The organism is Amycolatopsis rhabdoformis (assembly GCF_035918295.1).
In the GTDB taxonomy this organism is placed as follows: domain Bacteria; phylum Actinomycetota; class Actinomycetes; order Mycobacteriales; family Pseudonocardiaceae; genus Amycolatopsis; species Amycolatopsis rhabdoformis.
In genome coordinates this window covers 9,043,484-9,066,256 of sequence record NZ_CP142149.1, presented here as the reverse complement: position 1 = coordinate 9,066,256, position 22,773 = coordinate 9,043,484, and the positions used below count along the sequence as shown (strand labels likewise).

Annotated in this window: 20 protein-coding genes; 13 read left to right on the top strand and 7 right to left on the bottom strand. The window is 71.4% G+C overall.

The features are described 5' to 3' along the window. Window positions 1-523: 523 nt before the first annotated feature. The 4 genes from VSH64_RS42165 to VSH64_RS42150 form a co-directional block, all read right to left on the bottom strand. On the bottom strand, window positions 524-1,234 hold the full coding sequence (locus tag VSH64_RS42165) for a hypothetical protein (protein ID WP_326568307.1): 711 nt from the start codon (window positions 1,232-1,234) through the stop codon (window positions 524-526). Window positions 1,235-1,787: 553 nt separating this feature from the next. After that, the gene (gene meaB, locus VSH64_RS42160; RefSeq protein WP_326568306.1) at window positions 1,788-2,783 is read right to left on the bottom strand and encodes a methylmalonyl Co-A mutase-associated GTPase MeaB; all 996 of its coding nucleotides are present in this window, start codon (window positions 2,781-2,783) and stop codon (window positions 1,788-1,790) included. A 3-nt stretch (window positions 2,784-2,786) separates the two neighbouring features. Beyond that, complete coding sequence (gene scpA / locus VSH64_RS42155) at window positions 2,787-4,955, bottom strand: methylmalonyl-CoA mutase (RefSeq protein WP_326568305.1); 2,169 nt, start codon at window positions 4,953-4,955, stop codon at window positions 2,787-2,789. Continuing rightward, on the bottom strand, window positions 4,952-6,817 hold the full coding sequence (locus tag VSH64_RS42150; protein WP_326568304.1) for a methylmalonyl-CoA mutase family protein: 1,866 nt from the start codon (window positions 6,815-6,817) through the stop codon (window positions 4,952-4,954). Before VSH64_RS42150 ends, scpA begins: the two co-directional genes overlap by 4 nt. Window positions 6,818-7,036: 219 nt before the next feature. Here VSH64_RS42150 and VSH64_RS42145 point away from each other — a divergent pair, with 219 nt between their 5' ends. Then, window positions 7,037-8,749, top strand: coding sequence for a serine/threonine-protein kinase (locus tag VSH64_RS42145; RefSeq protein WP_326838190.1), 1,713 nt, complete (start codon window positions 7,037-7,039; stop codon window positions 8,747-8,749). A gap of 547 nt (window positions 8,750-9,296) precedes the next feature. On the opposite strand, the gene VSH64_RS42140 is transcribed toward VSH64_RS42145, so the two are convergent. Continuing rightward, entirely contained in the window at window positions 9,297-9,923 is a 627-nt protein-coding gene (locus VSH64_RS42140) for a MerR family transcriptional regulator (RefSeq protein ID WP_326568303.1), read from the bottom strand. 112 nt (window positions 9,924-10,035) lie between these two features. Between VSH64_RS42140 and VSH64_RS42135 the strand changes: the two genes are divergently transcribed. Genes VSH64_RS42135 through VSH64_RS42125 form a run of 3 tightly spaced genes read left to right on the top strand, consistent with a single transcriptional unit; the run spans window position 10,036 to window position 12,196 of the window. Beyond that, the gene (locus VSH64_RS42135) at window positions 10,036-10,992 is read left to right on the top strand and encodes a hypothetical protein (RefSeq protein WP_326568302.1); all 957 of its coding nucleotides are present in this window, start codon (window positions 10,036-10,038) and stop codon (window positions 10,990-10,992) included. Continuing rightward, window positions 10,989-11,414, top strand: coding sequence for an ABA4-like family protein (locus VSH64_RS42130; RefSeq protein WP_326568301.1), 426 nt, complete (start codon window positions 10,989-10,991; stop codon window positions 11,412-11,414). Before VSH64_RS42135 ends, VSH64_RS42130 begins: the two co-directional genes overlap by 4 nt. Then, window positions 11,411-12,196 (top strand): purine-nucleoside phosphorylase, encoded by a 786-nt coding sequence (locus tag VSH64_RS42125; protein WP_326568300.1) that lies wholly within the window; start codon window positions 11,411-11,413, stop codon window positions 12,194-12,196. The genes VSH64_RS42130 and VSH64_RS42125 overlap by 4 nt, the downstream gene beginning before the upstream one ends. Before the next feature lie 149 nt (window positions 12,197-12,345). Here VSH64_RS42125 and VSH64_RS42120 read toward each other — a convergent pair whose 3' ends face one another. After that, window positions 12,346-13,494, bottom strand: a complete 1,149-nt coding sequence (locus VSH64_RS42120; protein WP_326568299.1) for a glycosyltransferase — start codon at window positions 13,492-13,494, stop codon at window positions 12,346-12,348. 130 nt (window positions 13,495-13,624) lie between these two features. Between VSH64_RS42120 and VSH64_RS42115 the strand changes: the two genes are divergently transcribed. Then, window positions 13,625-15,247, top strand: a complete 1,623-nt coding sequence (locus VSH64_RS42115) for a phospho-sugar mutase (protein ID WP_326568298.1) — start codon at window positions 13,625-13,627, stop codon at window positions 15,245-15,247. Here the strand turns inward: VSH64_RS42115 and VSH64_RS42110 are convergent. Beyond that, window positions 15,220-15,573 carry a hypothetical protein gene (locus VSH64_RS42110; RefSeq protein WP_326568297.1) on the bottom strand — a complete coding sequence of 118 codons (354 nt, stop codon included), beginning with the start codon at window positions 15,571-15,573 and terminating at the stop codon, window positions 15,220-15,222. The genes VSH64_RS42115 and VSH64_RS42110 overlap by 28 nt on opposite strands. Before the next feature lie 55 nt (window positions 15,574-15,628). Here VSH64_RS42110 and VSH64_RS42105 point away from each other — a divergent pair, with 55 nt between their 5' ends. The 8 genes from VSH64_RS42105 (at window position 15,629) to VSH64_RS42070 (ending at window position 22,731) form a co-directional block, all read left to right on the top strand. Further along, on the top strand, window positions 15,629-16,081 hold the full coding sequence (locus VSH64_RS42105) for a flavodoxin family protein (RefSeq protein WP_326568296.1): 453 nt from the start codon (window positions 15,629-15,631) through the stop codon (window positions 16,079-16,081). 299 nt (window positions 16,082-16,380) lie between these two features. Continuing rightward, window positions 16,381-16,785 carry a helix-turn-helix domain-containing protein gene (locus tag VSH64_RS42100; protein ID WP_326568295.1) on the top strand — a complete coding sequence of 135 codons (405 nt, stop codon included), beginning with the start codon at window positions 16,381-16,383 and terminating at the stop codon, window positions 16,783-16,785. Beyond that, a complete protein-coding gene (locus tag VSH64_RS42095; RefSeq protein ID WP_326568294.1) occupies window positions 16,782-17,306 on the top strand; it encodes a hypothetical protein in 525 nt (174 codons plus the stop codon). The genes VSH64_RS42100 and VSH64_RS42095 overlap by 4 nt, the downstream gene beginning before the upstream one ends. After that, window positions 17,303-18,406 (top strand): MAB_1171c family putative transporter, encoded by a 1,104-nt coding sequence (locus tag VSH64_RS42090; protein ID WP_326568293.1) that lies wholly within the window; start codon window positions 17,303-17,305, stop codon window positions 18,404-18,406. The genes VSH64_RS42095 and VSH64_RS42090 overlap by 4 nt, the downstream gene beginning before the upstream one ends. A gap of 2 nt (window positions 18,407-18,408) precedes the next feature. Beyond that, window positions 18,409-19,557, top strand: coding sequence for an amidohydrolase family protein (locus tag VSH64_RS42085; RefSeq protein ID WP_407655600.1), 1,149 nt, complete (start codon window positions 18,409-18,411; stop codon window positions 19,555-19,557). Between the two features lie 92 nt (window positions 19,558-19,649). Next, the gene (locus VSH64_RS42080; protein ID WP_326568292.1) at window positions 19,650-20,270 is read left to right on the top strand and encodes a TetR/AcrR family transcriptional regulator; all 621 of its coding nucleotides are present in this window, start codon (window positions 19,650-19,652) and stop codon (window positions 20,268-20,270) included. A gap of 2 nt (window positions 20,271-20,272) precedes the next feature. Continuing rightward, window positions 20,273-21,940: an FAD-binding dehydrogenase gene (locus tag VSH64_RS42075; protein ID WP_326568291.1), complete on the top strand. Its 1,668-nt coding sequence runs from the start codon at window positions 20,273-20,275 to the stop codon at window positions 21,938-21,940. Next, entirely contained in the window at window positions 21,937-22,731 is a 795-nt protein-coding gene (locus VSH64_RS42070; protein WP_326568290.1) for an alpha/beta fold hydrolase, read from the top strand. The genes VSH64_RS42075 and VSH64_RS42070 overlap by 4 nt, the downstream gene beginning before the upstream one ends. The last annotated feature ends 42 nt before the right edge of the window (window positions 22,732-22,773 follow it).

Sequence of the window (22,773 nt, the reverse complement as noted above, 5' to 3'; positions counted from 1 at the left end):
TTCTACTACGAGCACTCGAACGGGGGTGGGGGCTCGGGCGCCGGCCGGTTCCCGAACTCAGGCGCGATCTGGTGGGCAGTTGTCCACAGGTCGGGCGCTTGCGGCCGAGTTGTCCACAGATTTCACTTCTGCCGTTTTTCGAGGTCAGGGGCCGACAGACTGGAACAGGGACGCCCCCGTTACCTTTTTCGTCGCCCCGAAATGGGGCTCCCGGCCTTCGAACCCGGCATAACTGTCTCCCCCGGTCGTACGCATAATCCGGGGGGGTGGTGTCACCAGGCACCGGTAGACCGCTGATCAGGGGCACGACCGCCGGCCCGGCGACGGGTACGGCAGGCCTTCGTGACCCTCGCCCGACGACGCGTCGACCTCCTGTTCGCCATGCTCCGCGACGGAACGTTCTACGAATCACGACCGGCACCAGCTGCCTGACCCGCGGCGCCGCCCTCCGCAGTTGCGGGACACAGCCGCCGTCGGCCACGGGGAGCAGCAGGCACCAGAGCTCTGAACCCGCGCGGCTGACTCAGCCGTGCCCCCGGTGGGTCCAAATCCGCAGCGGACCGACCGGCTCGAAGCCGTGGCGCACGGCGGCTGCCAGGTCGTCACCGTGCTCATAGCCGACCACCGGCAGGGTGGGGAACAGCCGGTGCACCGCATTCAGTACGACCAGCCAGGCTGCGTCAGGGCCGTCGAGTGCGAAGACGTTGGAGATTCCGACCACTTGCTCGCTGCTGCTCGCCACTGCTCCGGCGACCACCCGGCCGTCGTCGGAGTGTCCGGCGAGCACGAAGGTGGCCGGGTCGTCGAGCAGTTCGGGCCGGAACAGATTCGCGTTGTCGTCCCCATTGTCCCAGGCCAGAGCCCAGGCGCTCAGCGTGTCTGTGTCATCTACCACGTCCCAAGCCAGATCCGAGGGGATGGCGGGCGCGTTCGCCGGACGGTGGATCCACTGCGCGTCGAACAAAACTTCAAAGCCGGCCTCTGTCAGGTCAAGGTCAGCGAAACTGTCCTTGACCGAGGCGCCAGGCGCAGTGGTGTCGATCCGGGCCGCCAGCGCGGCCGGGTTGGCGCAAGGCACCAGCGTCACCGAGTCTGGGTAATACAGCGGGGTGCGGGACGGGGCGGCCCATGCTTGTTCCCCGAACTCACTCGCGACACCGTGCGATCGGCTCATCACCGCACACCACTCGGCGTTGTTGCGGGCGGCGGCCCGGACCATGGACCGCTTCGACATCTTCACGAGTGTGGATCATGGTTCGGCACCGCCCTGTTGAGCGACCCCTTTTCCCGGCGAGCGGGCCGGACGCCTTGCCCGGCAGCGGAATGGCGCCACACGGTCACCCCGGAGAAGACGGCTGGCATCGTCGCTGGGCTTGACGAAGGAGATAGGCCCCCCGAGGAGGGCGGGGGTCTGTCCGGCGGAGCGGCGAGGCAGGGCGCAGTTGGCAACTGCGGCGCCACCCAGCGAGGCGGAGCAGCGGCTGGCGAGGAGAGAGCAGCGTCGGTCAAAAAGTTGCGCCGGTTGGCAAGGTGCCGTTGCGCGCGGCAAGGTGCCTCGGCGCGCGGCAAGGTGCCTCGGCGCGCGGCAAGACCCATAGCGGCCCGGCAAAGCAGCGCACCACGCGGCGAGATGCGGCAGAGGCGCACGAGACGAGCCACCGGACCAGCAAGCTGCCGCATCCTCCGCCACGAAGCACAACACCTGGCAAAACCCGCCACCGAGCAAACCACCAGCCCGGCAGCAAGCCACCAGCCCGGCAGCCCGCCCCTCAGCCGTCAGCCGCCCGTCAACCCTCCGTCGGCTCCCCAAACGCCGTCAAAATCCGCTCCGCCGCCAACGTCGCCGTCAGCTCACCCTCGCGGACCGCCCGCTCCACATCCGCCACCTGCGAACGCACCGCGGGGTGCGAAGTCAGCCGGTCGAGCAGCTGTTCCCGCACCATCGACCAAGTCCAGTCCACCTGCTGCTGCCGGCGGCGCGCATCCAGCTCCCCCGACTCCTGCATCAGCGCGCGGTGCCGCCCGATCGTCGCCCACACCTCGTCCAGGCCCGAGCCCTCCAGAGCGCTGCAGGTGAGCACCGGCGGCGTCCACGGGGCGTCCTTCCCGTAGATCATCCGCAGCGCGCCGGAAAGCTCCCGGGCGGCGCGGGCGGCATCACGAGCATGGGGACCGTCGGCCTTGTTCACGGCGATCACGTCCGCCAGCTCGAGCACGCCCTTCTTGATGCCCTGCAGCTGGTCACCAGTGCGGGCGAGCGTCAGGAACAAAAACGAGTCCACCATGTTCGCCACCGCGACCTCGGACTGTCCGACGCCCACGGTCTCCACCAGCACCACGTCGAACCCCGCGGCTTCCATCAGCACGATCGTCTCGCGAGTGGCCCGCGCGACGCCGCCCAGCGTCCCCGAGGTCGGTGAAGGACGAATGAAAGCGTGAGGGTCCACCGCCAGCCGCGACATGCGCGTCTTGTCGCCCAGGATGGAGCCGCCCGTGCGGGTCGACGAAGGGTCGACGGCCAGAACCGCGACGCGATGGCCGGCAGCCGTGAGGTCCGTCCCGAGCTGGTCGATGAAAGTCGACTTGCCGACGCCCGGGACGCCGGTGATGCCGACACGCTGGGCTCCCCCGGCGTGCGGCAGCAGCTCGACGAGCAGTTCCTGCGCCTGGGCGCGGTGGTCCGCCCGGTGCGACTCGACCAGCGTGATCGCCTTCGAGAGGGTGCCGCGGTCGCCCGCGAGGACGCCCTTGGCGTAGGCGGCGACGTCGATCCGGCGCGGCAAGGCTCAGGACTCCTGGTGCGCGAGCTGCTCCAGCAGGCCGATCGCCGCGTCGGCGATGACCGTGCCCGGGCCGAAGATCGCGGCGGCGCCCGCAGTGCGCAGCTCGTCGTAGTCCTGTGGCGGGATCACGCCGCCGACCACGACCATGATGTCGGAGCGGCCCAGCTCGGCCAGCTCGTGGCGCAGCGCCGGCACGAGCGACAGGTGCCCGGCGGCCAGCGAAGACACGCCGATCACGTGCACGTCGGCCTCCGACGCCTGCCGCGCGACCTCGCCGGGCGTGGAGAACAGCGGGCCGACGTCGACGTCGAAGCCGAGGTCGGCGAAGCCGGTGGCGATCACCTTCTGGCCGCGGTCGTGGCCGTCCTGGCCCATCTTCGCGATGAGGATGCGCGGCCGGCGGCCCTCGTCCTCCGCGAACTTCTCGACCAGCGCACGGGCCTTCTCGACGTTGTCCGACTTCCCCACCTCTTCCCGGTACACGCCGGAGATCGTGCGGATCTGCCCGGAGTGGCGGCCCCAGATCTTCTCCAGCGCGTCGGAGATCTCGCCGACGGTGGCCTTGGCCCGCGCCGCGTCGATCGCCAGCGCCAGCAGGTTGCCGCCGCCCTGCGCGCCCTCGGTGAGCCGACGCAGCGCGTCTTCCGTCGCAGCCGGATCACGCTCGGAGCGCAGCCGCCGCAGCTTCTCCAGCTGCTGCGTGCGCACGCCCGCGTTGTCGACCTTCAGCACATCGATGTCGATGTCGTCGGTGACCTGGTACTTGTTCACGCCGATCACGGGCTGGCGGCCGGAGTCGATGCGCGCCTGCGTGCGCGCGGCGGCCTCCTCGATGCGCAGCTTCGGGATGCCCTCGTCGATCGCGCGCGCCATGCCGCCGGCGCTTTCGACCTCCGCGATGTGGCCCCACGCCTTGCGCGCCAGGTCGTAGGTCAGCTTCTCCACGAACGCGCTGCCACCCCACGGGTCGATCACGCGCGTGGTGCCGGATTCCTGCTGCAGCAACAGCTGCGTGTTGCGGGCGATGCGCGCGGAGAAGTCCGTGGGCAGCGCCAGCGCCTCGTCGAGCGCGTTGGTGTGCAGCGACTGCGTGTGGCCCTGCGTGGCGGCCATCGCCTCGACGCAGGTGCGAGTCACGTTGTTGTACACGTCCTGCGCGGTGAGCGACCAGCCCGACGTCTGCGAGTGCGTGCGCAGCGAAAGCGACTTCTCCGACTTCGGGTCGAACTGCTTCACCAGCTTCGCCCACAGCAGCCGAGCTGCGCGCAGCTTCGCGACCTCCATGAAGAAGTTCATGCCGATCGCCCAGAAGAACGACAGCCGCGGCGCGAACTTGTCCACGTCCAGCCCGGCGTCGACGCCCGAGCGGAGGTATTCGACGCCGTCGGCCAGCGTGTACGCCAGCTCCAGATCGGCGGTCGCCCCGGCTTCCTGCATGTGGTAGCCGGAGATCGAGATCGAGTTGTACTTCGGCATGTGCTGCGAGGTGAACGCGAAGATGTCGGAGATGATCCGCATCGAGGGCTGGGGCGGGTAGATGTAGGTGTTGCGGACCATGAACTCCTTGAGGATGTCGTTCTGGATCGTCCCCGCGAGCTGCTCCGGCTTCACCCCCTGCTCCTCCGCCGCGACCACGTACAGCGCGAGCACCGGCAGCACGGCGCCGTTCATGGTCATCGACACCGACATCTTGTCCAGCGGGATGCCGTCGAACAGCTGGCGCATGTCGTAGATCGAGTCGATCGCCACGCCCGCCATGCCGACGTCGCCGGACACGCGCGGGTGGTCGGAGTCGTAGCCGCGGTGCGTGGCCAGGTCGAAGGCCACCGACAGGCCCTTCTGCCCGGCCGCGAGGTTGCGCCGGTAGAACGCGTTGGACTCCTGCGCGGTGGAGAAGCCGGCGTACTGGCGGATCGTCCACGGCTGGTTCACGTACATCGTCGGGTACGGCCCGCGCAGGAACGGCGCGATGCCCGGGTACGTGCCCAGGAAGTCCACATCGGACAGATCCTCGGCCGTGTACACCGGCTTCACGCCGATGCCCTCGGGCGTCTCCCACGCCAGCGCGTCGGGCCCCTTGCCGGTCATCTCCTGCACGGCCTGCGCCCACGCGGCGCGATCCCCGGGCTCGGGAGTGCCGAGCGGCACGTCGGCGAAATTCGGGATGCTCATGCGGACACTCCCAGCTGAGTGTGGATGCCGGTCAGAACTTCGAGCGCGTCGCAACCTGCGAACACGTTGCCACTGACGCCGGGATAACTCGCCTTCCCTGCGAGCAGCACGCTCTCGGCGCCCAGAGCCGCGGCCACCTCAGCCGCTTGCTCCTCGTAGGCAGCGTCCGTGCCACAAAGACACGCGACGCGCGCACCGCTCTCCCGGAACGCCCCGGCCAAGTCGTCGGTCGCCCCCGGGTTGATGACGTCGAGCCCGCCGGCTTGGAACAGGTTCGCCGCGAAGCCCGCCCGCGTGGTGTGCGCGGCGACCGGCCCGAGCGTGGCGAGGAAGACCTTCGGCCGTTCGCCGTGCTCGGCCAGGTACGCATCGGAGGCGTCCCGCAGCTTCTCGAACGCTTCGGCGTAGCGGTGCCGCGGCAGGCCACCGTCCACGGTGGACTCCACCGCGTCCCTGGTCACCGGTTTCTCCGCCAGGTTCGGAAACTCGCTCACGCCCGTGATCGGGTCGCGCCGCGTGGCCAGGCGCTGCGCGCGCTTGTCCCACGTCGCGGCCAGCCGCGCGGCCAGCGCGCCCGAGGCCAGCTCGGCCTCGACGCCGCCCGCGCCTTCGATCGCGGTGAACTCGGCCCACGCGGCTTTCGCCAGCTCGTCGGTGAGCTGCTCCACGTACCAGGAGCCGCCCGCCGGGTCGATCACACTGCCGAGCTTCGACTCCTCCAGCAGCACCGCGTTGGTGTTGCGGGCGATGCGCGCGGAGAACGCGTCGGGCAGGCCGATCGCGGCGTCGAACGGCAGCACGGTCACAGCGTCCGCGCCGCCGACGCCCGCGGCGAAGCAGGCGACGGTGGTGCGCAGCATGTTCACCCACGGGTCGCGCTGCGTGAGCATCGCGGGCGAGGTCACGGCGTGCTGGTGCATACCACGCGCGGCGGCGGGAGCGCCCGAAACTTCGAGCACGCGGTCCCACAGCCGGCGCGCGGCGCGGAACTTGGCGATGGTGAGGAACTGGTCGGCCGTGGCGGCCAGCCGGAACTCCAGCTGCGCGGCCGCGGCGGCGACGTCCAGCCCGGCTTCGGTGAGCGCCCGCAGGTACGCGACCCCGACGGCGATGGTCGCGCCGAGCTCCTGCGCGTCGGAACCGCCGGCCTCGTGGAACGGCAGGCCGTCGGCCACGAGCGTGCGCACCTTCGGGTACTTCGCGGCGACGCGCGCGGCCAGCTCGGCCGCCGGAGCGACCGGCAGCGCTTCGCCGGTGCGCGCACCGAACCCGATCGGGTCCGCGCCGAGCACGGCCACAGCCTCACTGGGCGGAATTTCGCGCTCGGCCAACACGTCCAGCAGCGCTTCGGCCGCGGCCGCGTAGTCGGCGCCGGCGTCGAGGACCACGGGGGCGAGGTCGACGTAGACCTCGTTCAGCGCGTCCGCCAGGCCGTCGATCGGGAGCCCGTCGCCGCCCACGCGCAGCCACACGGACGTGGCGCCGCCTTCGAGGTCGGCGAGGATCGCGGTGTTCGTGGCCTTCGCGTCGGCCCGCAGGTGACGCACGCGCACGTCCCACCCGGTGCCGATCACCCCTTCGGGCCGCGCGCCGCGCACGAACGGCGGCAGGCCCGGATAGCCGGGCTCGCCGACCGCGTCTTCACGCGTGTACAGGGGCTGGATGTCGATGCCGTCGTACGTGGGGGTGACGAGCTTGCTCTCCGGCGCGCCCGCGAAGTCCTCCGGCAGGCGACCGCTCTTGCGCAGCACGCCCGCCACGAGTTCCTGCCACCGGGCCCGGTCGGAGGCCGGAAACTCGGCCGCCAGCGCGAGCTCGGGTTCGGAGATCGGCACCGACTCCGGTCCAGCCACGTTCGTCATACCCAGTGATGGTAGAGGCACGCCAGTGCCGGCACCTGTGACTCTAGTCGCCCCACCAGAGAGTTCAGGGGTATTCGCGGAACACGGGTGGGGCCGGTCTTGCACACTGGGTCGAAGTGTGTCGGTGCCTTACGACACAATCAGGGGGTGTCGTCCTCGAAGGAAGAGCCGAGCCCGAACGAGTCGAGCACAAAAGAATCCGGCGCGGCCGAGGCCCGGGTGGTCGCCGGGCGCTACCGGCTGCGGTCCGTGCTCGGCTCGGGGTCGATGGGCACGGTGTGGTCGGCCTACGACGAGTTCCTGCACCGGCCGGTGGCCGTCAAGGAGATGAAGCTGCCGCCGGGCGTCCCGGCGTCGCAGGCCGACGAGCTGCGCGAGCGCACGCTGCGCGAGGCGCGCGCCATCGCCGTGCTGTCCCACCCGAACGTGATCATCCTTCACGACGTCGCGCGCGACAACAACGAACCGTTCGTGGTCATGGAGCTGCTGCCCTCGCGCAGCCTCGCGCACATCCTGCGCGACCACGGGCCGCTCAACGTGGAACAGACCGCCGCCGTCGGCATCGCCGTGGCCGCCGCGCTCGAAGCGGCGCACGACGCGGGCATCACGCACCGCGACGTGAAGCCGGGCAACGTGCTCGTGGCCGGCGACGGCCGCATCAAGCTCACCGACTTCGGCATCGCCCGCAACGTTTCCGAAGCCACCATGACCCGCACCGGGATCATGCTCGGCTCGCCCGCCTACATCGCGCCGGAAGTCGCGTCCGGCGGCGCGGTCACGCCGGCGGCCGACCTCTGGGGCCTCGGCGCCACGCTGTTCGCCGCCGTCGAGGGCGCCCCGCCGTACGACGCCGACGGCGATCCACTGGAGACAGTCGGCAAGGTCGTCAACGGCTCGGTGCCCAAGCCGAAGCCGGGCCCGCTGGCCGACGTGATCGCCGCGTTGATGAAGAAGGAGCCGGAGAAACGGATCTCGCTGCGCGAGGTGCGCCACCGGCTGTACCCGTTGCAGGGCAAGACGGCGCTCGACCTGTTCGGGCCCGAGCTGTTCCGCACGCCGGACGGCCGGAAGACCTCCGCCCAGCTCGACGCCACCGACACGCAGGTGCTCGAGACGGTGGCGCCGACGGAGAAGAAGGCGGAAGCCAGCGGCGCGCTCGCGGCGGACCCCGGCCCGCTGCCGTTCCTGCGCCAGGACGCGCCGGCCGCACCCGTTCCGGTTTCGGTGCCGGTTTCTTCTCGCCGTACCACGCGGGCGTCGGCGCTGCTCGCGTTGGCCGCGGTGGTGCTGTTCCTCATCGCCGGCGTCGGCGGGTTCGCGCTCGCGCGCCTGATCAGCGGACAGCCGGTGCTGCCACCCGCCGGCAGCGCAGCCCCCGCCGGCTCGGCCGGCAACCCGGAGCCGCCGGCCGAGGTGAAGCTGGTGCAGCAGCGCGGCAACGCGAGCGAGACGGCCAACGCGTCGCGCGACACCGAGTACGTGGTGTCGGTGCCGGAGGGCTGGCAGCGGTTCGTCGCCGGGCGCACGTCCAACAGCCTCGGCTCGTCCACGGTCGTGCAGTACCTGTCCCCCGACGGCCACCAGTCGCTGCGCATCGAGCGCTTCCCGAGCTACCTCAGGAAGCACAAGCTCTCGGAGTACGAGAGCAGCCTGCAGTCCGCGGCGGGGCCCAAGTCGTTCAGCTTCGCCCGCGGCCCCGTGCAGACGCAGGCCGGCGTCGAGATGACCTACCGCACCGTGGAGCACAGCCAGCCCCGCGGCACCGACACCGACTCCGGCCCCGGCATCACCCGCACCACCTACGCCCTCCTCAAGACCTCGAACGACGCCCTGTGGGTCGTCTCGCTCACCGTCCCGACCGAAATCGAGGACGGCGGCACGAAAACCTGGTCGATGATCGAGCCGACGCTGTCGTTCCCGGGTGAGCAGTAGCGGCTCAGCGCAGGCTGTCCGGGTAACGGCGCGAAACCGCGGGCGTAGACCAAGCCGACCTGGTCACGCAGCCCAGCATCTGCAGCAACGGCTCAACGCAGGCCATCCGGATAACGACGCCTCGGCTCCGCGTCCTGGCAACCACCCGGTCCCGCGGCGCGGTCCCGACCACGGCCGCCTCCACGACGCGGCCCGACAACCGGGCGGCGGGCATGCCCGCCCCGACCTCGTTGCCGACGAAATCGACCGCCGCGGCACGAAACCACGGGCGCAGGTTAAGCCGACCTGCTCATCCTCACGCGAGCAGCCGCGGCTCGGCGCAGGCCATCCGGGTAACGAAGCCGCGGCTCAGCTCCGAACTCAACCCGGCGAACAACCGATCCCCAGCACCGTCGCGGCGACAGCCCCCTCCATGCCGCGGCCCGGCGACAGCCGAGCATCGAGCATGCCCGGCTTGACCTCGACCTCGACGCCACTGGATCGAGCGCCGCAGCACGAGACCGCGGGCGTAGACCAAGCCGACCTGGTCACCCACGCCAGCAGCGGCTCAGCGCAGACCGTCCGGATAACGGCGTCTCGACTCAGCCCCCTGCGCCAATCTGCGCAACCCCGCGAACAGCCGGTCCCCCAGCACGGTCCCGACCACGGCCGCCTCCACGATGCGGTCCAGTGACGGCGCGGCGGCCAAGGTGTCGAGGTCGACCTCGGCGATGCGGTCGGCGAGGGTGGCGTAGTCCTCGATGGCGTCGAGCAGCGCGGGGTGCCCCAGGGCGCGCAGGGTGCACAGCGTGGCGACCAGGCCGGGGGCGGCGGGGTGCTCGGGCACGAACTTCCAGTCGTGCGCGTCGGCCAGGTTTTTCAGCAGGTCGAGGGCCCACGCGCGGGCCTCGTCGTCGCCGTCGGCGGTGCCGCCGACGAGGGCGCGCTGGGTGACGCCGAGGACCTCGTTGGTGGGGGCGCCGGCGTCGATCGCGGCGAGGACGCCGCCGACGGTGGCCACGGACAGGCCGCCGACGTCGAGCAGGGCGCGGACAAGCTTGAGGCGCTGCAGGTGCTCGTCGCCGTAGCGCGCCTGGTTGGGGCTGGTGCGCTCGCCGGGGTGGAGCAGGCCCTCGCGCAGGTAGTACTTGATCGTCGCCACCGGCATGCCGGATTCGGCGCTCAACTCGGCCATCCGCACGGCCGCATCACTCTCCGACTTCGGGGAAAAACCCTGAGGACTTCTCAGCGTGGATAGTTTAGCTTCCCATAACGGATACTCTAACTATCCATTCTGGGAGGACGTCATGACCCTGCAGATCCCGACGACCGGACTGGCCACCTGGCACCGGCCGTCGACCCGTGTCGCGGCCGCGCTCGCGATCACGGCGCTGGCGTGCGTCGCCGCGATGGTGGTGGACCAGCGCACGGTGCTCGGCGCGCCCGTGTGGGCGAAGCTGCTGAAGTTCGCCATCTCGGGCGCGTTGTACTTCTTCACCTGGGGCTGGCTCGTGTCGCTGCTGCCGCGCTTCCGCCGGACCGCGCACGTGGCCACCAACGTGGTCATCGTGCTGTTCATCGCCGAGTACGCGGTGATGGTGTTCCAGGCCGTGCGCGGCCGGCCGAGCCACTTCAACAATGCGACGCCGCTGGACAACACGCTGTTCCAGATCATGGGCGGCATGGTCGCGGTGATCTGGATCGCGACGCTCGTGCTCACGGTTCTGCTCATGTTCACCCGCCTCGAAGACCGCGCCACGCACTGGGCCGTGCGCACCGGCGCGGTCATCTCGCTCATCGGCATCGGCCTGGGCGCCCTGATGACGAGCCCCACTGCCGCCCAGATGGCGTCGCTGAAGGCCACCGGCGCGTCGGCGCTGGTCGGCGCCCACAGCGTCGGCGTGACCGACGGCGGCCCCGGCCTGCCGATCCTCGGCTGGAGCACCACCGGCGGCGACCTGCGCATCCCGCACTTCGCCGGCATGCACGCGCTGCAGCTGCTCCCGCTCGTCGCGCTCGGCCTCGGCCTGCTCGCCACACGCATCCCTCGGCTGCGCGACAGCGCCGTGCGCGTGCGGCTCGTGTGGGTCGCGACGCTGGGCTACGCGGGCCTCGTCGCGCTCGTCACCTGGCAAGCGCTGCGTGGCGAGTCGCTGGTCCACCCGAGCGCGCCGACGTTGACGGCCGCCGGCGCGCTGCTGGCCGCCGTGGTGCTCGGCGGCGTGGCGTCGGTGTACCGGCCTTCGCGTGAGCTCGTGCGATGACGCAGCAGCTGTTCACCTGGACCTTCCCCCTCGCCACGCCCTTCTGGGCCCTGATGATCTTCGCGCCGACCTGGCGGTGGACGCGGCGGATCATGGCGTCGCCGTGGGTGCCGCTGCTGCCGTTGGTCTGCTACTTCGCGCTGGCGTTGCCGCACTTCGGCGAGCTGTGGCAGGCGGCGAGCCGGCCGGACTTGACGCTGCTGCAAGCGTTTGCGGGGTCAGCCACGGGGGCCGCGCTGCTGTGGGCGCAGCTGATCGCGTTCGATCTGTTCCTGGGCCGCTGGATGTTCTTCGAGGCGCGGCGGCTCGGGGTGCCGTGGTGGCTGGTCAGCCCGGTGCTGGTGCTCACGATCTTCCTGTCGCCGTTCGGGCTGGTCGTGTTCCTGATCGTCCGCGGCGTCCGGATACGCTCGGCGCCATGACCAACCACGAGGAAGCGGCCGCGGCCGCCATCGCCGAGCGGACCGGCGTCGAGAAGCACGACATCGCCGTGGTCCTGGGCTCGGGCTGGCGCCCGGCCGCGGACGTGATCGGGACGGCCGAGGCGGAGATCCCGTTCGGCGAGCTGCCCGGTTTCACCACTCCCGGCGCCGTGGGCCACGGCGGCACCGTGCGCTCGCTGAAGATCGGCGACAAGCGCGCGCTGGTACTGCTGGGCCGCACGCACTTCTACGAGGGCAAGGGCATCGACCCGGTGGTGCACAACGTGCGCACCGCCGCCGCGGCCGGCGCCCGCACCGTGCTCCTCACCAACGCGGCCGGCGGCCTGCGCGAGGGCTTCACCGTCGGACAGCCGGTGCTGATCTCCGACCACCTCAACCTCACGGCCCGCTCGCCGATCGTCGGCGCGAAGTTCGTGGACCTCACGGACCTGTACTCCGCCCGCCTGCGCGGCCTCGCGAAGGAGATCGACGGTTCGCTGGAGGAAGGCGTGTACGCCGGCCTCACCGGCCCCCACTTCGAGACCCCCGCCGAAATCCGCATGCTCCGCACGATGGGCGCGGACCTCGTCGGCATGTCGACGGTCCTGGAAGCCATCGCGGCGCGCGCGGCCGGGGTCGAGGTGTTCGGCCTGTCGCTGGTGACCAACCTCGCCGCCGGCATGACGGGTGAACCGCTGAACCACGAAGAGGTCCTGGAAGCGGGCCGACAAGCGGCGACGCGGATGGGGTCGTTGTTGAAGGACTTGATCGCTCGCGCGTGATCTGACGGGTGAAGGGCGCCTTCGCGGAATCTGGTTCCGCGAAGGCGCCCTGTCCGGGTTTTGAGCGAGGCGCAGGCCTTACGGGAAGGTGCCCTTCCGCCGGTTTCGGGCGAAGCGCAGGCCTTCCGCGAAGGCGCCCCTCACCGACCTCAGACGTAATCCGGCAGCTGCCCCGCGACTTCCTCCGGTGACGGCATCCCCGCCACCTCCGCCGCCAGCACCCGCACCGCGTCGGCCACCGTCGAGTCGGCCAGCAGGCGCCGGGCGTGATCCCGCACGGCGTCGGCGGTCACGGCGTCGCCGAGCAACCGCTCCCCCACACCGGCGGCGGCCACGGCCTCGGCGTTCGTGAACTGGTCCGCCCCCTGCGGCAGCACCAGCTGCGGCACCCCGGCGGAAAACGCGCCCATCGTCGTGCCACTGCCGCCGTGGTGCACCACGAGGTCCACGTGCGGCAACAGTTCCGACTGCGGCACCCACCCCTCGAGCCGCACGTTGGCCGGCACCTCGCCGAGCGCGGCGACGTCCACCGACGGACCGGTCGCCACCAGCACGTCGACGTCCAGCGCGGCGAGCCCGGTGATCGCGGTGCCGAGCACGTGCGCCTGGCTCATCGGCGTGGTGCCCAGCGTGAGGTAGACCAGCGGCCGCTCGTGGCCCACGACCCCCGCGGGCAGGTCACCCGAGTCGCTCCAGCCCACCGGCCGCAACGGCAGCCGCCGCGCCCGAGCCACGAACTCCGGCGACTGCACCGACGGCGGGCAGATGTCCACGAACGGATTACCCCACGACGGCCGATCGCCACCGGCGATGCCCAGCTCGGCCGCGTACTCGTCGAGCGCGCCGCGGATCTCGGTCATCAGGCCGTCCTTGGAGACGCGCCCGAAGCCGTGGCCCATCGCCGGGATGCCGGCCTTCATCGCCGCGAACGTGCCGCCGGAATTGCCGACCTCGTAGATCACCAGGTCCGGCCGCTCGCGCTCGAACAGCACCCCGAGGTCGGCCACGAACCGCTCCGGCAGCACCCGCCCGAACACCTGCCCGATGACCTCGGCCATCTCCTCGTCCGACGCCTCGCGCCGCCGCTGCGCCGGATCACCGGCGTACTGCGAAGCGAAGGCCTGGTAGATCGTGAGTCCGGCTCTCTCGGCCCGCAGGCCCGCCTTCTCCAGCACCGGGTGGAAATCCTCCGCCGTGGCAAACACGACGTCATGCCCCGCCCCACGCGCGGCGACCGCGAGCGGCAGCAGGGGATAGAGGTGACCGTGGGACGCGAGGGAAGTGAACACAAGTCGCACCCCGCTGACGGTAGTGACTGACCCGCGCTTCCGTCAGGCGAATTCCGCCAAGATCCGGATCGTCCGGCGATCGAGGACCTGCTCCTCGTGATGAACGGAGTACGGCGCCCGAAACCCGTACGCTGACGCGGTGGAAAACACGAAGCTGCGCGACGCCACCCACCGGTGGATCGCCGAAGATCCGGACCCCGCCACTCGCGAGGAGCTGCAGCAGGTGCTCGACCGGGCGCTCGCAGGCGACGCCGCGGCGGCCGACGACCTCGCCGACCGCATGGCCGGGCCGCTCGAGTTCGGCACGGCCGGGCTGCGCGGGCCGGTGCGCGCGGGGCCGAACGGGATGAACGTCGCCGTCGTTACGCGGACCACGGCGGGCGTGGCGCAATGGCTCAGCGGCAAGGGGCTGCAGGGTGGCGTGGTCGTGGTGGGGCGCGACGCGCGGCACGGGTCCGAAGCGTTCGCCGAAGCCGCCGCCGAGGTGCTCACCGCCGCGGGCTTCGCCGTGAAGACCATGCCGCTGCCCTTGCCGACGCCGCTGCTCGCGTATTCGGTGAAGCACTACGACGCGATCGCCGGCATCCAGATCACCGCGTCGCACAACCCGCCCGCCGACAACGGGTACAAGCTCTACGACAGCACCGGCGGCCAGATCGTGCCGCCGTCCGACGGTGAGATCGAGAGCGCCATTCAGGCCGCGCCGGCTGCCGTCGACGTGCCGCGCGCGGCCGGTGCCGAGGTCGTCGACCCGCGCGGCGCGTACCTCGACGAGGTCGCCGCGCTGCCCCAGGGCCCGGAGCGCGGCCTCAGGATCGCCGCGACCGCGCTGCACGGCGTCGGCGCGAAAACCCTCGAACAAGCCCTCGCGCAGGCCGGGTTCACCGACGTGCACCTGGTGAGCGCGCAGTCGCAGCCCGACGCCGATTTCCCCACCGTGTCGTTCCCGAACCCCGAGGAGCCTGGCGCCACCGACCTGCTGCTGGAGCTCGCGTCCGAAGTGGACGCCGACCTCGCCGTGGCGCTCGACCCCGACGCCGACCGGTGTGCGCTCGGGGTGCGCGGCCGCGACGGCGCGTGGCGCATGCTGCGCGGCGACGAGACCGGGGTGCTGCTCGGCTCGCACCTGCTGTCCATAACGGACAGTCCCGATCCGCTCGTGGCCACCACCATCGTGTCCTCGTCGCTGCTCGGCGAGCTGGCCAAGGCCGCGGGCGCGCGCTACGCCGAGACGCTCACCGGCTTCAAGTGGCTGGTGCGCGCCGGCGAGGGCCTGATCTTCGCCTACGAAGAGGCCCTCGGCCTCTGCGTGAACCCGGGTTTCGTGCGGGACAAGGACGGCATCGCCGCGTCGGTGTTCGCTGCCGGGTTCGCCGCCGCGCTGAAGGCCGCCGGCCGCACGCCGCTCGACGTGCTCGACGACATCGCGAAGAGCCACGGCGTGCACCTCACCGATCAGGTTTCCTTGCGGGTGACCGATCTCGCCGTGCGCGGCAAGCTCATGGCCGGCCTGCGCGCGCAGCCGCCGGCGACGCTCGGCGGCGTGGCCGTGACGCAGGAAGACCTGCTGCCCGACGCCGATGTGCTGCGCCTGCGCGGCGACGGCCTGCGCGTGGTGATCCGGCCGTCGGGCACCGAGCCGAAGCTGAAGGCCTACCTGCAGGTGGTCGTCCCGGTGACCGGTGACCTCGCGGCCGCGCGCGAAACCGCGAACGCACGGCTCGGCGCGGCGCGTCAGGACATCGACACGCTGCTGAGCTGAACCGCCGAGTTGATCGGCACGGAAAAACCGGGTTCGACGTCGCGGCCGAGCAGGCTCGGGCCGAGCAGGCCAGCGACGTCGACCACCAGCAGCACCACGAACGCGGCGATGTACTCGCGCCGCCGCGCGACGATCGCGAACAGCAGGCCCACCACGGAAGGCACCATCCACGGCCACAGCCGATCGACCTCGTCGGTCCAGTCACCGAGGCTGAAGATCGCGTCGGCGAACGCGGCGAACACGAGCGCGAGCGTGCTGACGAGCCCGGCGACGCCGAGCACCACGAGCGCGGCCACAGCAAGACGGGGCCGCAGCTTGTCCCCCATCACCGGTCCCAGCCTGCCCGCGCGCGGGCGCACGCACAAGTGGCAGGCTGCGGGCATGGCCAAGCTGTTGCTCGTGCACCACACGCCGTCGCCGTCGATGCAGGCGATGTTCGAAGCCGTGCTCGCCGGCGCGAAACACCCGGACATCGAAGGTGTGGAAATCGTGCGGCGCGCGGCACTCGGCGCCACGGTGGCCGACGTGCTCGACGCCGACGGCTACCTGCTCGGCACTCCCGCGAACCTCGGCAGCATGAGCGGCGCCCTCAAGCACTTCTTCGACACCGTCTACTACCCCTGCCTCGACTCGACGCGCGGGCGCCCGTTCGGCGCGTACGTGCACGGCAACAACGACACCGCCGGCACCGTGCGCCAGCTCGGTTCGATCACCACAGGGCTCGGTTGGACGCAGGTCGCCGACCCAGTGCTGGTCACCGGCGAACCGGACAAATCAGCCCTGGAAGCACTGCAGGAACTGGGGGCGACGGTGGCCGCCACGCTGATGGACTGACCGGGCCGGAAAAAGTAAGGGGCCTGTCACCGGAAGCCCTGGGGGTCGACCTCCGGCAACAGGCCAGATCAAGGGTTCGCTACGAGGCGATCAACCTTGACCACGCAAGCGTACTACAAACGGCTGATCACGGCGAGCCAGGCGCAGGACAAGATCCCGCTCCGGGTTCCGAACACCCCCAGAGTGCGGACACTCCGGAGCGGGACGCGGCCACTGTAAACCACTGCATACAGGTGGTGTCAACAAGTGCGTACAGTGGACACGGCGCTACGATCCGGGCAAGGGAGAAGGGGGCGGTGATGCCACGGCAACGCACCTTCGCGGAGAAGCTGAGCACACTGATCGACTCGTCCCGCGCGGACGGGCGCACACCGCACAGCTACCGGGAGATGTCGGCGGCGATCGAGCGGGCCGGCGGGCCCGCGATGTCGCCGGCGTACCTGCAGCAGCTGGCCACCGGCAAGCGGATCAACCCGAAGATCCACTACGTCGAGGCGCTGGCGAAGCTGTTCGGCGTGCCGGTCACGTACTTCTTCGACGACGAGGACGAGCGCGCCTCCGGCACCGCACCTGCGGTCGAGGCCAAGCTCATGGCCATGCGCGCGCAGGAGCTCTCGCCGCAGGGCCGGCGTCAGGTGATGGACCTGCTCGACCTCGTCGAACGCTACGAGCGCGCCGAACGGGAAGGCCACAGCGGGCCGTGAAGGAACGCGAACTGCGCAAACGCTGCCGGCGGCTGCTGAAGGACCTCGACATCAGCCCGCCGCTCGACGTCGGGCAGCTGTGCGCGCGGCTCGGCGAGCGCCGCGGCCGGCCGATCCGGCTGATGGCCTACCCACTCGAAGTACCCGGACCGTTCGGCTGCTGGATCGCCACCGCCACGGCGGACTACATCTTCTTCCAGCAGGAAACGACCAAGGCCCACCAGGACCACATCATCCTGCACGAGCTCGGCCACCTGCTCGCCGACCACGAGCCCGGCGGCGACGCCGAACCGGCCGATTTCCTGCGCGGCCCGGCCGTGGAGAGCCTCGACGGCGACGCGGTGCGCCGCGCGCTGCGCCGCACCTCCTACGACGAAGCCCACGAATGGGAAGCCGAGACCGTGGCCACGATCATCCTGGAGTGGGCCTCGGTGCTGAACTACACGATCCCGCGCGCCGCGGCCGACCACGACCTGCGGCGCATCCAGGGCACGCTGGGCGATCACCAGGGCTGGCTGTGACACTCGCGTTTTTCGTCCTCTTCGCCGCCGCGCTCGCGTGGCGCGTGTACCAGCTGGTGCGCTCGCCGCGGTTGCCCAACTGGGCCGTCACGGTCACCATCGCCGCGTTCGCGCTGGCCTTCCTCGCGCAGCAACGCGCGGTCACCACCTGGTTCGACGGCCTCACCGCACCCGGCGGCGCACGCCTGGCCAACAACGTGCTGCTCTCGTGCGGCGTCTGCTCGCTGCTGATCTTCTTCCTCGGCTCCGCGCTCGGCCCGCGCCAGGCGCGCCGCGTCGCCCTGGAGCTCGTGCCGCTGGCCGCCGCGATCGCGGTGATGACCGTGGCGCTGGCGCGCACGCCGGTGCCGTTGCGCGGTGCCGCGCTCGGGCCGGACACCGTCCACGAGCCGGGGATCGCATTGTTCTACTTCGGCGCCGGGCTGTACCTGATCTACGCGATCACGGCGTGCGCGGTGTGGATCGTTCGCTACCAGCGCGTGGCCGACCCGCACTTGCGCACCGGCCTGCGGATCGGCGCGGCGAGCCTCGTCGCGGCGGCGGCCGGCAGCGTGTTCCGCGCGCTGTACCTCGTGGTGGCGTGGGTGTTCGACGTGACCGTGCCGGCGTTGCTGTGGCTCGGTGTGCCGCTGGTGATCCTCGGCAGCGTGCTGTTCCTGGCCGGCATCACCTACCCCGGCGTGCGTGCGCGGGTTTCGGCCGTGGTCCGGCGGCGCCGGCATCGGGCCGACCACCACCAGCTCGCTCCACTGTGGACGCTGCTGGTCGCCGCCTACCCGAGCATCGTGTTGCGCACACCGCCGCGCAACGGCCTGCGCGACCGCTTCGCCGTGCACCGCCGCTACTACCGGCGCGTGATCGAGATCCGCGACGGCCTGGTGCAGCTGAGCCCGTACCTCGAAACGGATCTGGCCTCGCTCGCGGTCGACGACCCGTCCGCCGCGGCCGCCGCCCTGCGCGCAGCGCTGGCCCGCCAGGCCTCGGGTGAGGTGAGCGACGGGCGGGCCAAGCTCGTGCTGCCGGGCGGCGGCGCGGACTTGGAATCGGACGTGCGGCCACTGCTGTCCTTGGCGAGTTCGTTGGCAGGGAAGGAAAACTGAGCGTGGACACCTTGATCACGGCGGCGCGCGTGCTGCCGCGGCCCTCGACCCCGATCGACGACGGCGCCGTGCTGGTGCGCGACGGCGAGATCGTCGCGGCGGGCCGGCGCGACGACGTGGCCGCGGCCGCCGTCGACCCCGTGGTGCGCGACTTCCCCGGCGCGACCGTGCTCGCGGGCCTGGTCAACTCCCACGTGCACCTGTCCTTCGACGCGACCCGCGAGATGCTCCCGAACTTCCTGGCCAGCGACGACGCCACGATCGCCGCCGGTGCGCGCGAACGGCTGGCACAGCTGCTGCGCAGTGGCGTCACGACCGTGCGCGATCTCGGCGCGCGCACGGTCCTGAAGCCGGCCGGCGGCCCGCGCGTGCTCGCGGCCGGACCGCCGCTGACCGTCCCGGATGGACACTGCCACTTCTTCGGCGGCGCGGTGTCGTCCGACGCCGAGATCCGCGCCCAAATCGACGCGAACGCGGCCGACGGCGCCGACGTGATCAAGGTGATGGCCGGCGGCGGCCAGATCACCCCCGGTGGCGCCGAGATGTGGGAGTCGCAGTTCGACGCGCGCCAGCTCGGCATCGTGGTCGCGCAGGCGGCTCGGCGCGGGCTGCGCGTGGCCGCCCACGCCCACGGCGCCGACGCGATCGCCGACTGCGTCGAGGCCGGCGTGTCCACCATCGAGCACTGCACGTTCATGACCGGCCCGCAGCAGACCGACCTGCGCCGCGACGTCGCGCGCCGCATGGCCGCCGGCGGCACCTCCGCGTGCTCCACGAGCAGCCGCAACTGGCGGATGATGGCCGAGCGCATGGGCGAAGACCTCGCGCGCCGCGTCTACGGCCGCCTGCCGTGGCTGGAGGAACACGGCGTGCGCCTGCTCTGGGGCACCGACGCGGGGCTGCCCGGCTCCATCTTCGACGACCCGCTCGGCGCGCTCGAGCTCTATGAATGGCTCGGCTTCTCGCGCCGCCGCATCCTCGAAATCGCCACGGAGGACAGCGCGGCCGGCCTCGGCCTGGGCGCCGTCACGGGCCGCCTCGAACCCGGCCTGGCGGCCGACGTGCTGGTGGTCGACGGCGATCCGCTGGCCGAGCTTTCGGCGCTGGGCAAGCCGCTGCTGGTGCTGGCGCGGGGCGTCGAGGCTTCCTGAACTTCACGCGAGGTCGATCTTGACCTGCGTCACGTCCCCTTTCGATACATCGACGTATTGAGTACGCTCACGTATCGAACGAGGGAGACGACATGCCCGAACCCACCACCGAGCGCGTGCCCCGCCGGCGCGCCGAGACGCGGCGGCGGCTGCTCGACGCGGCGCTGCCGGTGTTCGCCGAGGAGGGCTTCGGGCGGTCCACTGTGGAGCAGATCTGCGAGCGCGCCGGCTACACGCGCGGGGCGTTCTACTCGAACTTCGCCTCGCTCGACGAGCTGTTCCTGGCCATGTGGGAGCGGCGGTCGGCCACGATGACCGAGGCCGCGCGGACCGCGGTGGACCAGCTGGGGAACACCGAGCCCGCCGACGTGCGGGCGATCGTGCAGCACCTGCTGCCCGCGATTCCCGTGGACGACGCGTGGTTTCGCGTGAGCGCCGAGTTCACCGCCCACGCGCTGCGCAACCCGAGCCTGCTGCGCGTGCTGACCGCGCGCGAGGACGCGATCGTCGGGGCGCTCCTGCCCCTGCTGGTCGACCTGCTCGCCCGCACCGGCCGCTCGATTCCCGATCCCGCGGCGCTGGGTCAGGCGCTCGTCGCGCTGCACGACGGCACGAGCGCGCAGTGCCTGATCGACCCCGCCAACCCGCTCGTCCGCCAGCGGCGTGAAGACCTCTTCGTGCAGGTCATCACCGCGTACACCCAGGAGAACTGAAGATGACCGACTTCGCACCCGACGCGATCGTCGTCGGCGCCGGCCTGGCCGGGCTCGTCGCGACCCACGAGCTGGTGAAGGCCGGGCGCCGGGTGCTCGTGCTCGACCAGGAGAACCGCGCGAACCTCGGCGGCCAGGCGTTCTGGTCACTCGGCGGGCTGCTGTTCGTGAACAGCCCCGAGCAGCGCCGCCTCGGCATCAAGGACTCCTACGAGCTGGCGTTGCGCGACTGGCTCGACTCTGCCGGCTTCGACCGGGAGGACGAGGACCTCTGGGCGAGGCAGTGGGCCGAGGCGTACGTGCGCTTCGCGACCTACGAGAAGCGCACGTACCTACACGAGCTCGGGTTGCGCGTGACGCCGTTGGTCGGCTGGGCCGAGCGCGGGGCGGGCACGGCCGGCGGCCACGGCAACTCCGTGCCGCGCTTCCACCTCACGTGGGGCACCGGGCCCGAGGTCGTGCGGGTGTTCGCTGAGCCGGTGCTGGCCGCCGAGCAGCGTGGCAAGGTGCGCTTCGCGTTCCGCCACCAGGTCGACGAGCTGGTGGAGACCGACGGCGAGGTCACCGGCGTGCGCGGCACCGTGCTGGAGCCGAGCGACCTGCCTCGCGGCAAGAAGTCCTCGCGGGTCGGCGTGGGCGAGTTCGAGCTGGCAGCGCCGGCGGTGCTGGTGAGCTCCGGCGGCATCGGGCACAACCACGAGCTGGTGCGGCAGAACTGGCCGGTCGATCGCCTCGGCCCCGCGCCGAAGACGATGATCCCCGGTGTTCCGGCCCAGGTGGACGGTCGGATGATCGGCATCACCGAGACGGCCGGCGGGCGCGTGGTCAACCGCGACCGGATGTGGCACTACGTGGAGGGCATCCACAACTGGGACCCGATCTGGCCCGACCACGCGATCCGCATCATCCCGGGGCCGTCGTCGCTGTGGTTCGACGCCACCGGCGAGCGGCTGCCCGCGCCGAACTTCCCGGGGTTCGACACGCTCGGCACACTGAAGACCATCCTGTCGACCGGGTACGACTACTCGTGGTTCGTGCTCACGCAGTCGATCCTGGAAAAGGAGTTCATGCTCTCGGGTTCCGAGCAGAACCCGGACATCACCGAGAAGGACCTGAAGCAGACGCTGCTCAGTCGCGCCGCGAAGGGCGCGCCGGGGCCGGTCGACGCGTTCAAGAAGCACGGCGTGGACTTCGTGGTGGCCGACGACCTGGCGACGCTGGTCGACGGCATGAACAAGATCGCACGCGGGCCACAGCTCGACGCCGCCACGCTGGAGCGCCAGATCGTGGCGCGCGACCTGGAGCTCGGAAACCGGTACTCGAAAGACCTGCAGCTCATGGCGATGGCCAACTCGCGCCGCTACGTCGGCGACCGCGTGGCGCGCGTGGCGAAGCCGCACCGGATCCTCGACCCGGCCCACGGGCCGTTGATCGCCGTGCGGCTCAACATCCTCACCCGCAAGACCCTCGGCGGTGTGCAGACCGACCTCGACTCGCGCGTGCTGCGGGCCGACGGTGAGCCGCTGCCCGGCCTCTACGCGGCGGGTGAGGTCGCGGGCTTCGGCGGTGGAGGCGTGCACGGCTACAACGCGCTCGAAGGCACCTTCCTCGGCGGCTGCATCTTCTCCGGCCGCGCCGCCGGCCGCGCGATGGCCCGGGCGGCCGGATGACGCGCCGCGCGACCGGCACGGTGTACGACATCGACGGGGTCGCCCTCCACCTGCGGGAAGACGGCCCCGCCGACGCGCCCGCCGTGCTGCTCGTGCACGGCTTCGTCGGCTCGCTGCACTCGTACGACCGCCTGGTTCCCCTGCTGGCCGACCGCTTCCGCGTGCTGCGCCCCGACCTGCGCGGCCACGGCTGCACCGGCGGCCACACCGGCCTCGACGCCCGCTCGCAGGCCCAAACGCTGGCCGGCGCGCTGAAGCTCGCCCACGCCGAGCAGCTCACCGCCGTCGGCCACTCCTTCGGCGCCGACGTGGTGCTGGCACTGGCCGCGGAGTCCGGCACTGTGGCCCGGACCGTCCTCATCGGACAAGCGCCGGACTACACCCACGCCACTTTCCCACCGGGCAACGGTTTGCTCGCCCGCGCCACCGTCGGCCGGCTCCTCCAGCGCGTGGCCACCTTCGCTCCCCTGGGCTCAGCGCTACGCCGCACTCCGCTGCGCCAAGCCCACGCCGACTTCTCGGCCACCAGCCCGGCCATGGCCGCCGCCGTGCTCACCGAACGCCGCGCGCTCCTGGCCACCACTCCGCTCGACGCGCAAGTCGCCGCCCTCGGCCTGCCCACGCTCGCCCTCCTCGGCCGACGCGACCGCCTCTACAACCACACCACCAGCGCCACCCGCTACCGCACCGCCGGCGCCGAGGTCCACTTCCTCGACGCGGGCCACACGCCGTTCGTGGAGAAGCCATCCGAGGTGGCGGAGCTGATCACCGACTTCGCCGACGAAACCTGAACCCCCGCAACGAAAAACCGCCCTGCCGAAACTCGGCAGGGC

Bases quoted from the DNA above. Each gene is read 5' to 3' on its own strand.
- VSH64_RS42130 (WP_326568301.1), top strand. From the start codon at position 10,989: ATGACGCAGCAGCTGTTCACCTGGACCTTCCCCCTCGCCACGCCCTTC.
- VSH64_RS42135 (WP_326568302.1), top strand. From the start codon at position 10,036: ATGACCCTGCAGATCCCGACGACCGGACTGGCCACCTGGCACCGGCCG.
- VSH64_RS42075 (WP_326568291.1), top strand. From the start codon at position 20,273: ATGACCGACTTCGCACCCGACGCGATCGTCGTCGGCGCCGGCCTGGCC.
- VSH64_RS42080 (WP_326568292.1), top strand. From the start codon at position 19,650: ATGCCCGAACCCACCACCGAGCGCGTGCCCCGCCGGCGCGCCGAGACG.
- scpA (WP_326568305.1), bottom strand. From the start codon at position 4,955: ATGAGCATCCCGAATTTCGCCGACGTGCCGCTCGGCACTCCCGAGCCC.
- VSH64_RS42070 (WP_326568290.1), top strand. From the start codon at position 21,937: ATGACGCGCCGCGCGACCGGCACGGTGTACGACATCGACGGGGTCGCC.
- VSH64_RS42125 (WP_326568300.1), top strand. From the start codon at position 11,411: ATGACCAACCACGAGGAAGCGGCCGCGGCCGCCATCGCCGAGCGGACC.
- VSH64_RS42150 (WP_326568304.1), bottom strand. From the start codon at position 6,817: ATGACGAACGTGGCTGGACCGGAGTCGGTGCCGATCTCCGAACCCGAG.
- VSH64_RS42105 (WP_326568296.1), top strand. From the start codon at position 15,629: ATGGCCAAGCTGTTGCTCGTGCACCACACGCCGTCGCCGTCGATGCAG.
- VSH64_RS42140 (WP_326568303.1), bottom strand. From the start codon at position 9,923: ATGGCCGAGTTGAGCGCCGAATCCGGCATGCCGGTGGCGACGATCAAG.
- VSH64_RS42100 (WP_326568295.1), top strand. From the start codon at position 16,381: ATGCCACGGCAACGCACCTTCGCGGAGAAGCTGAGCACACTGATCGAC.
- VSH64_RS42110 (WP_326568297.1), bottom strand. From the start codon at position 15,573: ATGGGGGACAAGCTGCGGCCCCGTCTTGCTGTGGCCGCGCTCGTGGTG.
- VSH64_RS42165 (WP_326568307.1), bottom strand. From the start codon at position 1,234: ATGTCGAAGCGGTCCATGGTCCGGGCCGCCGCCCGCAACAACGCCGAG.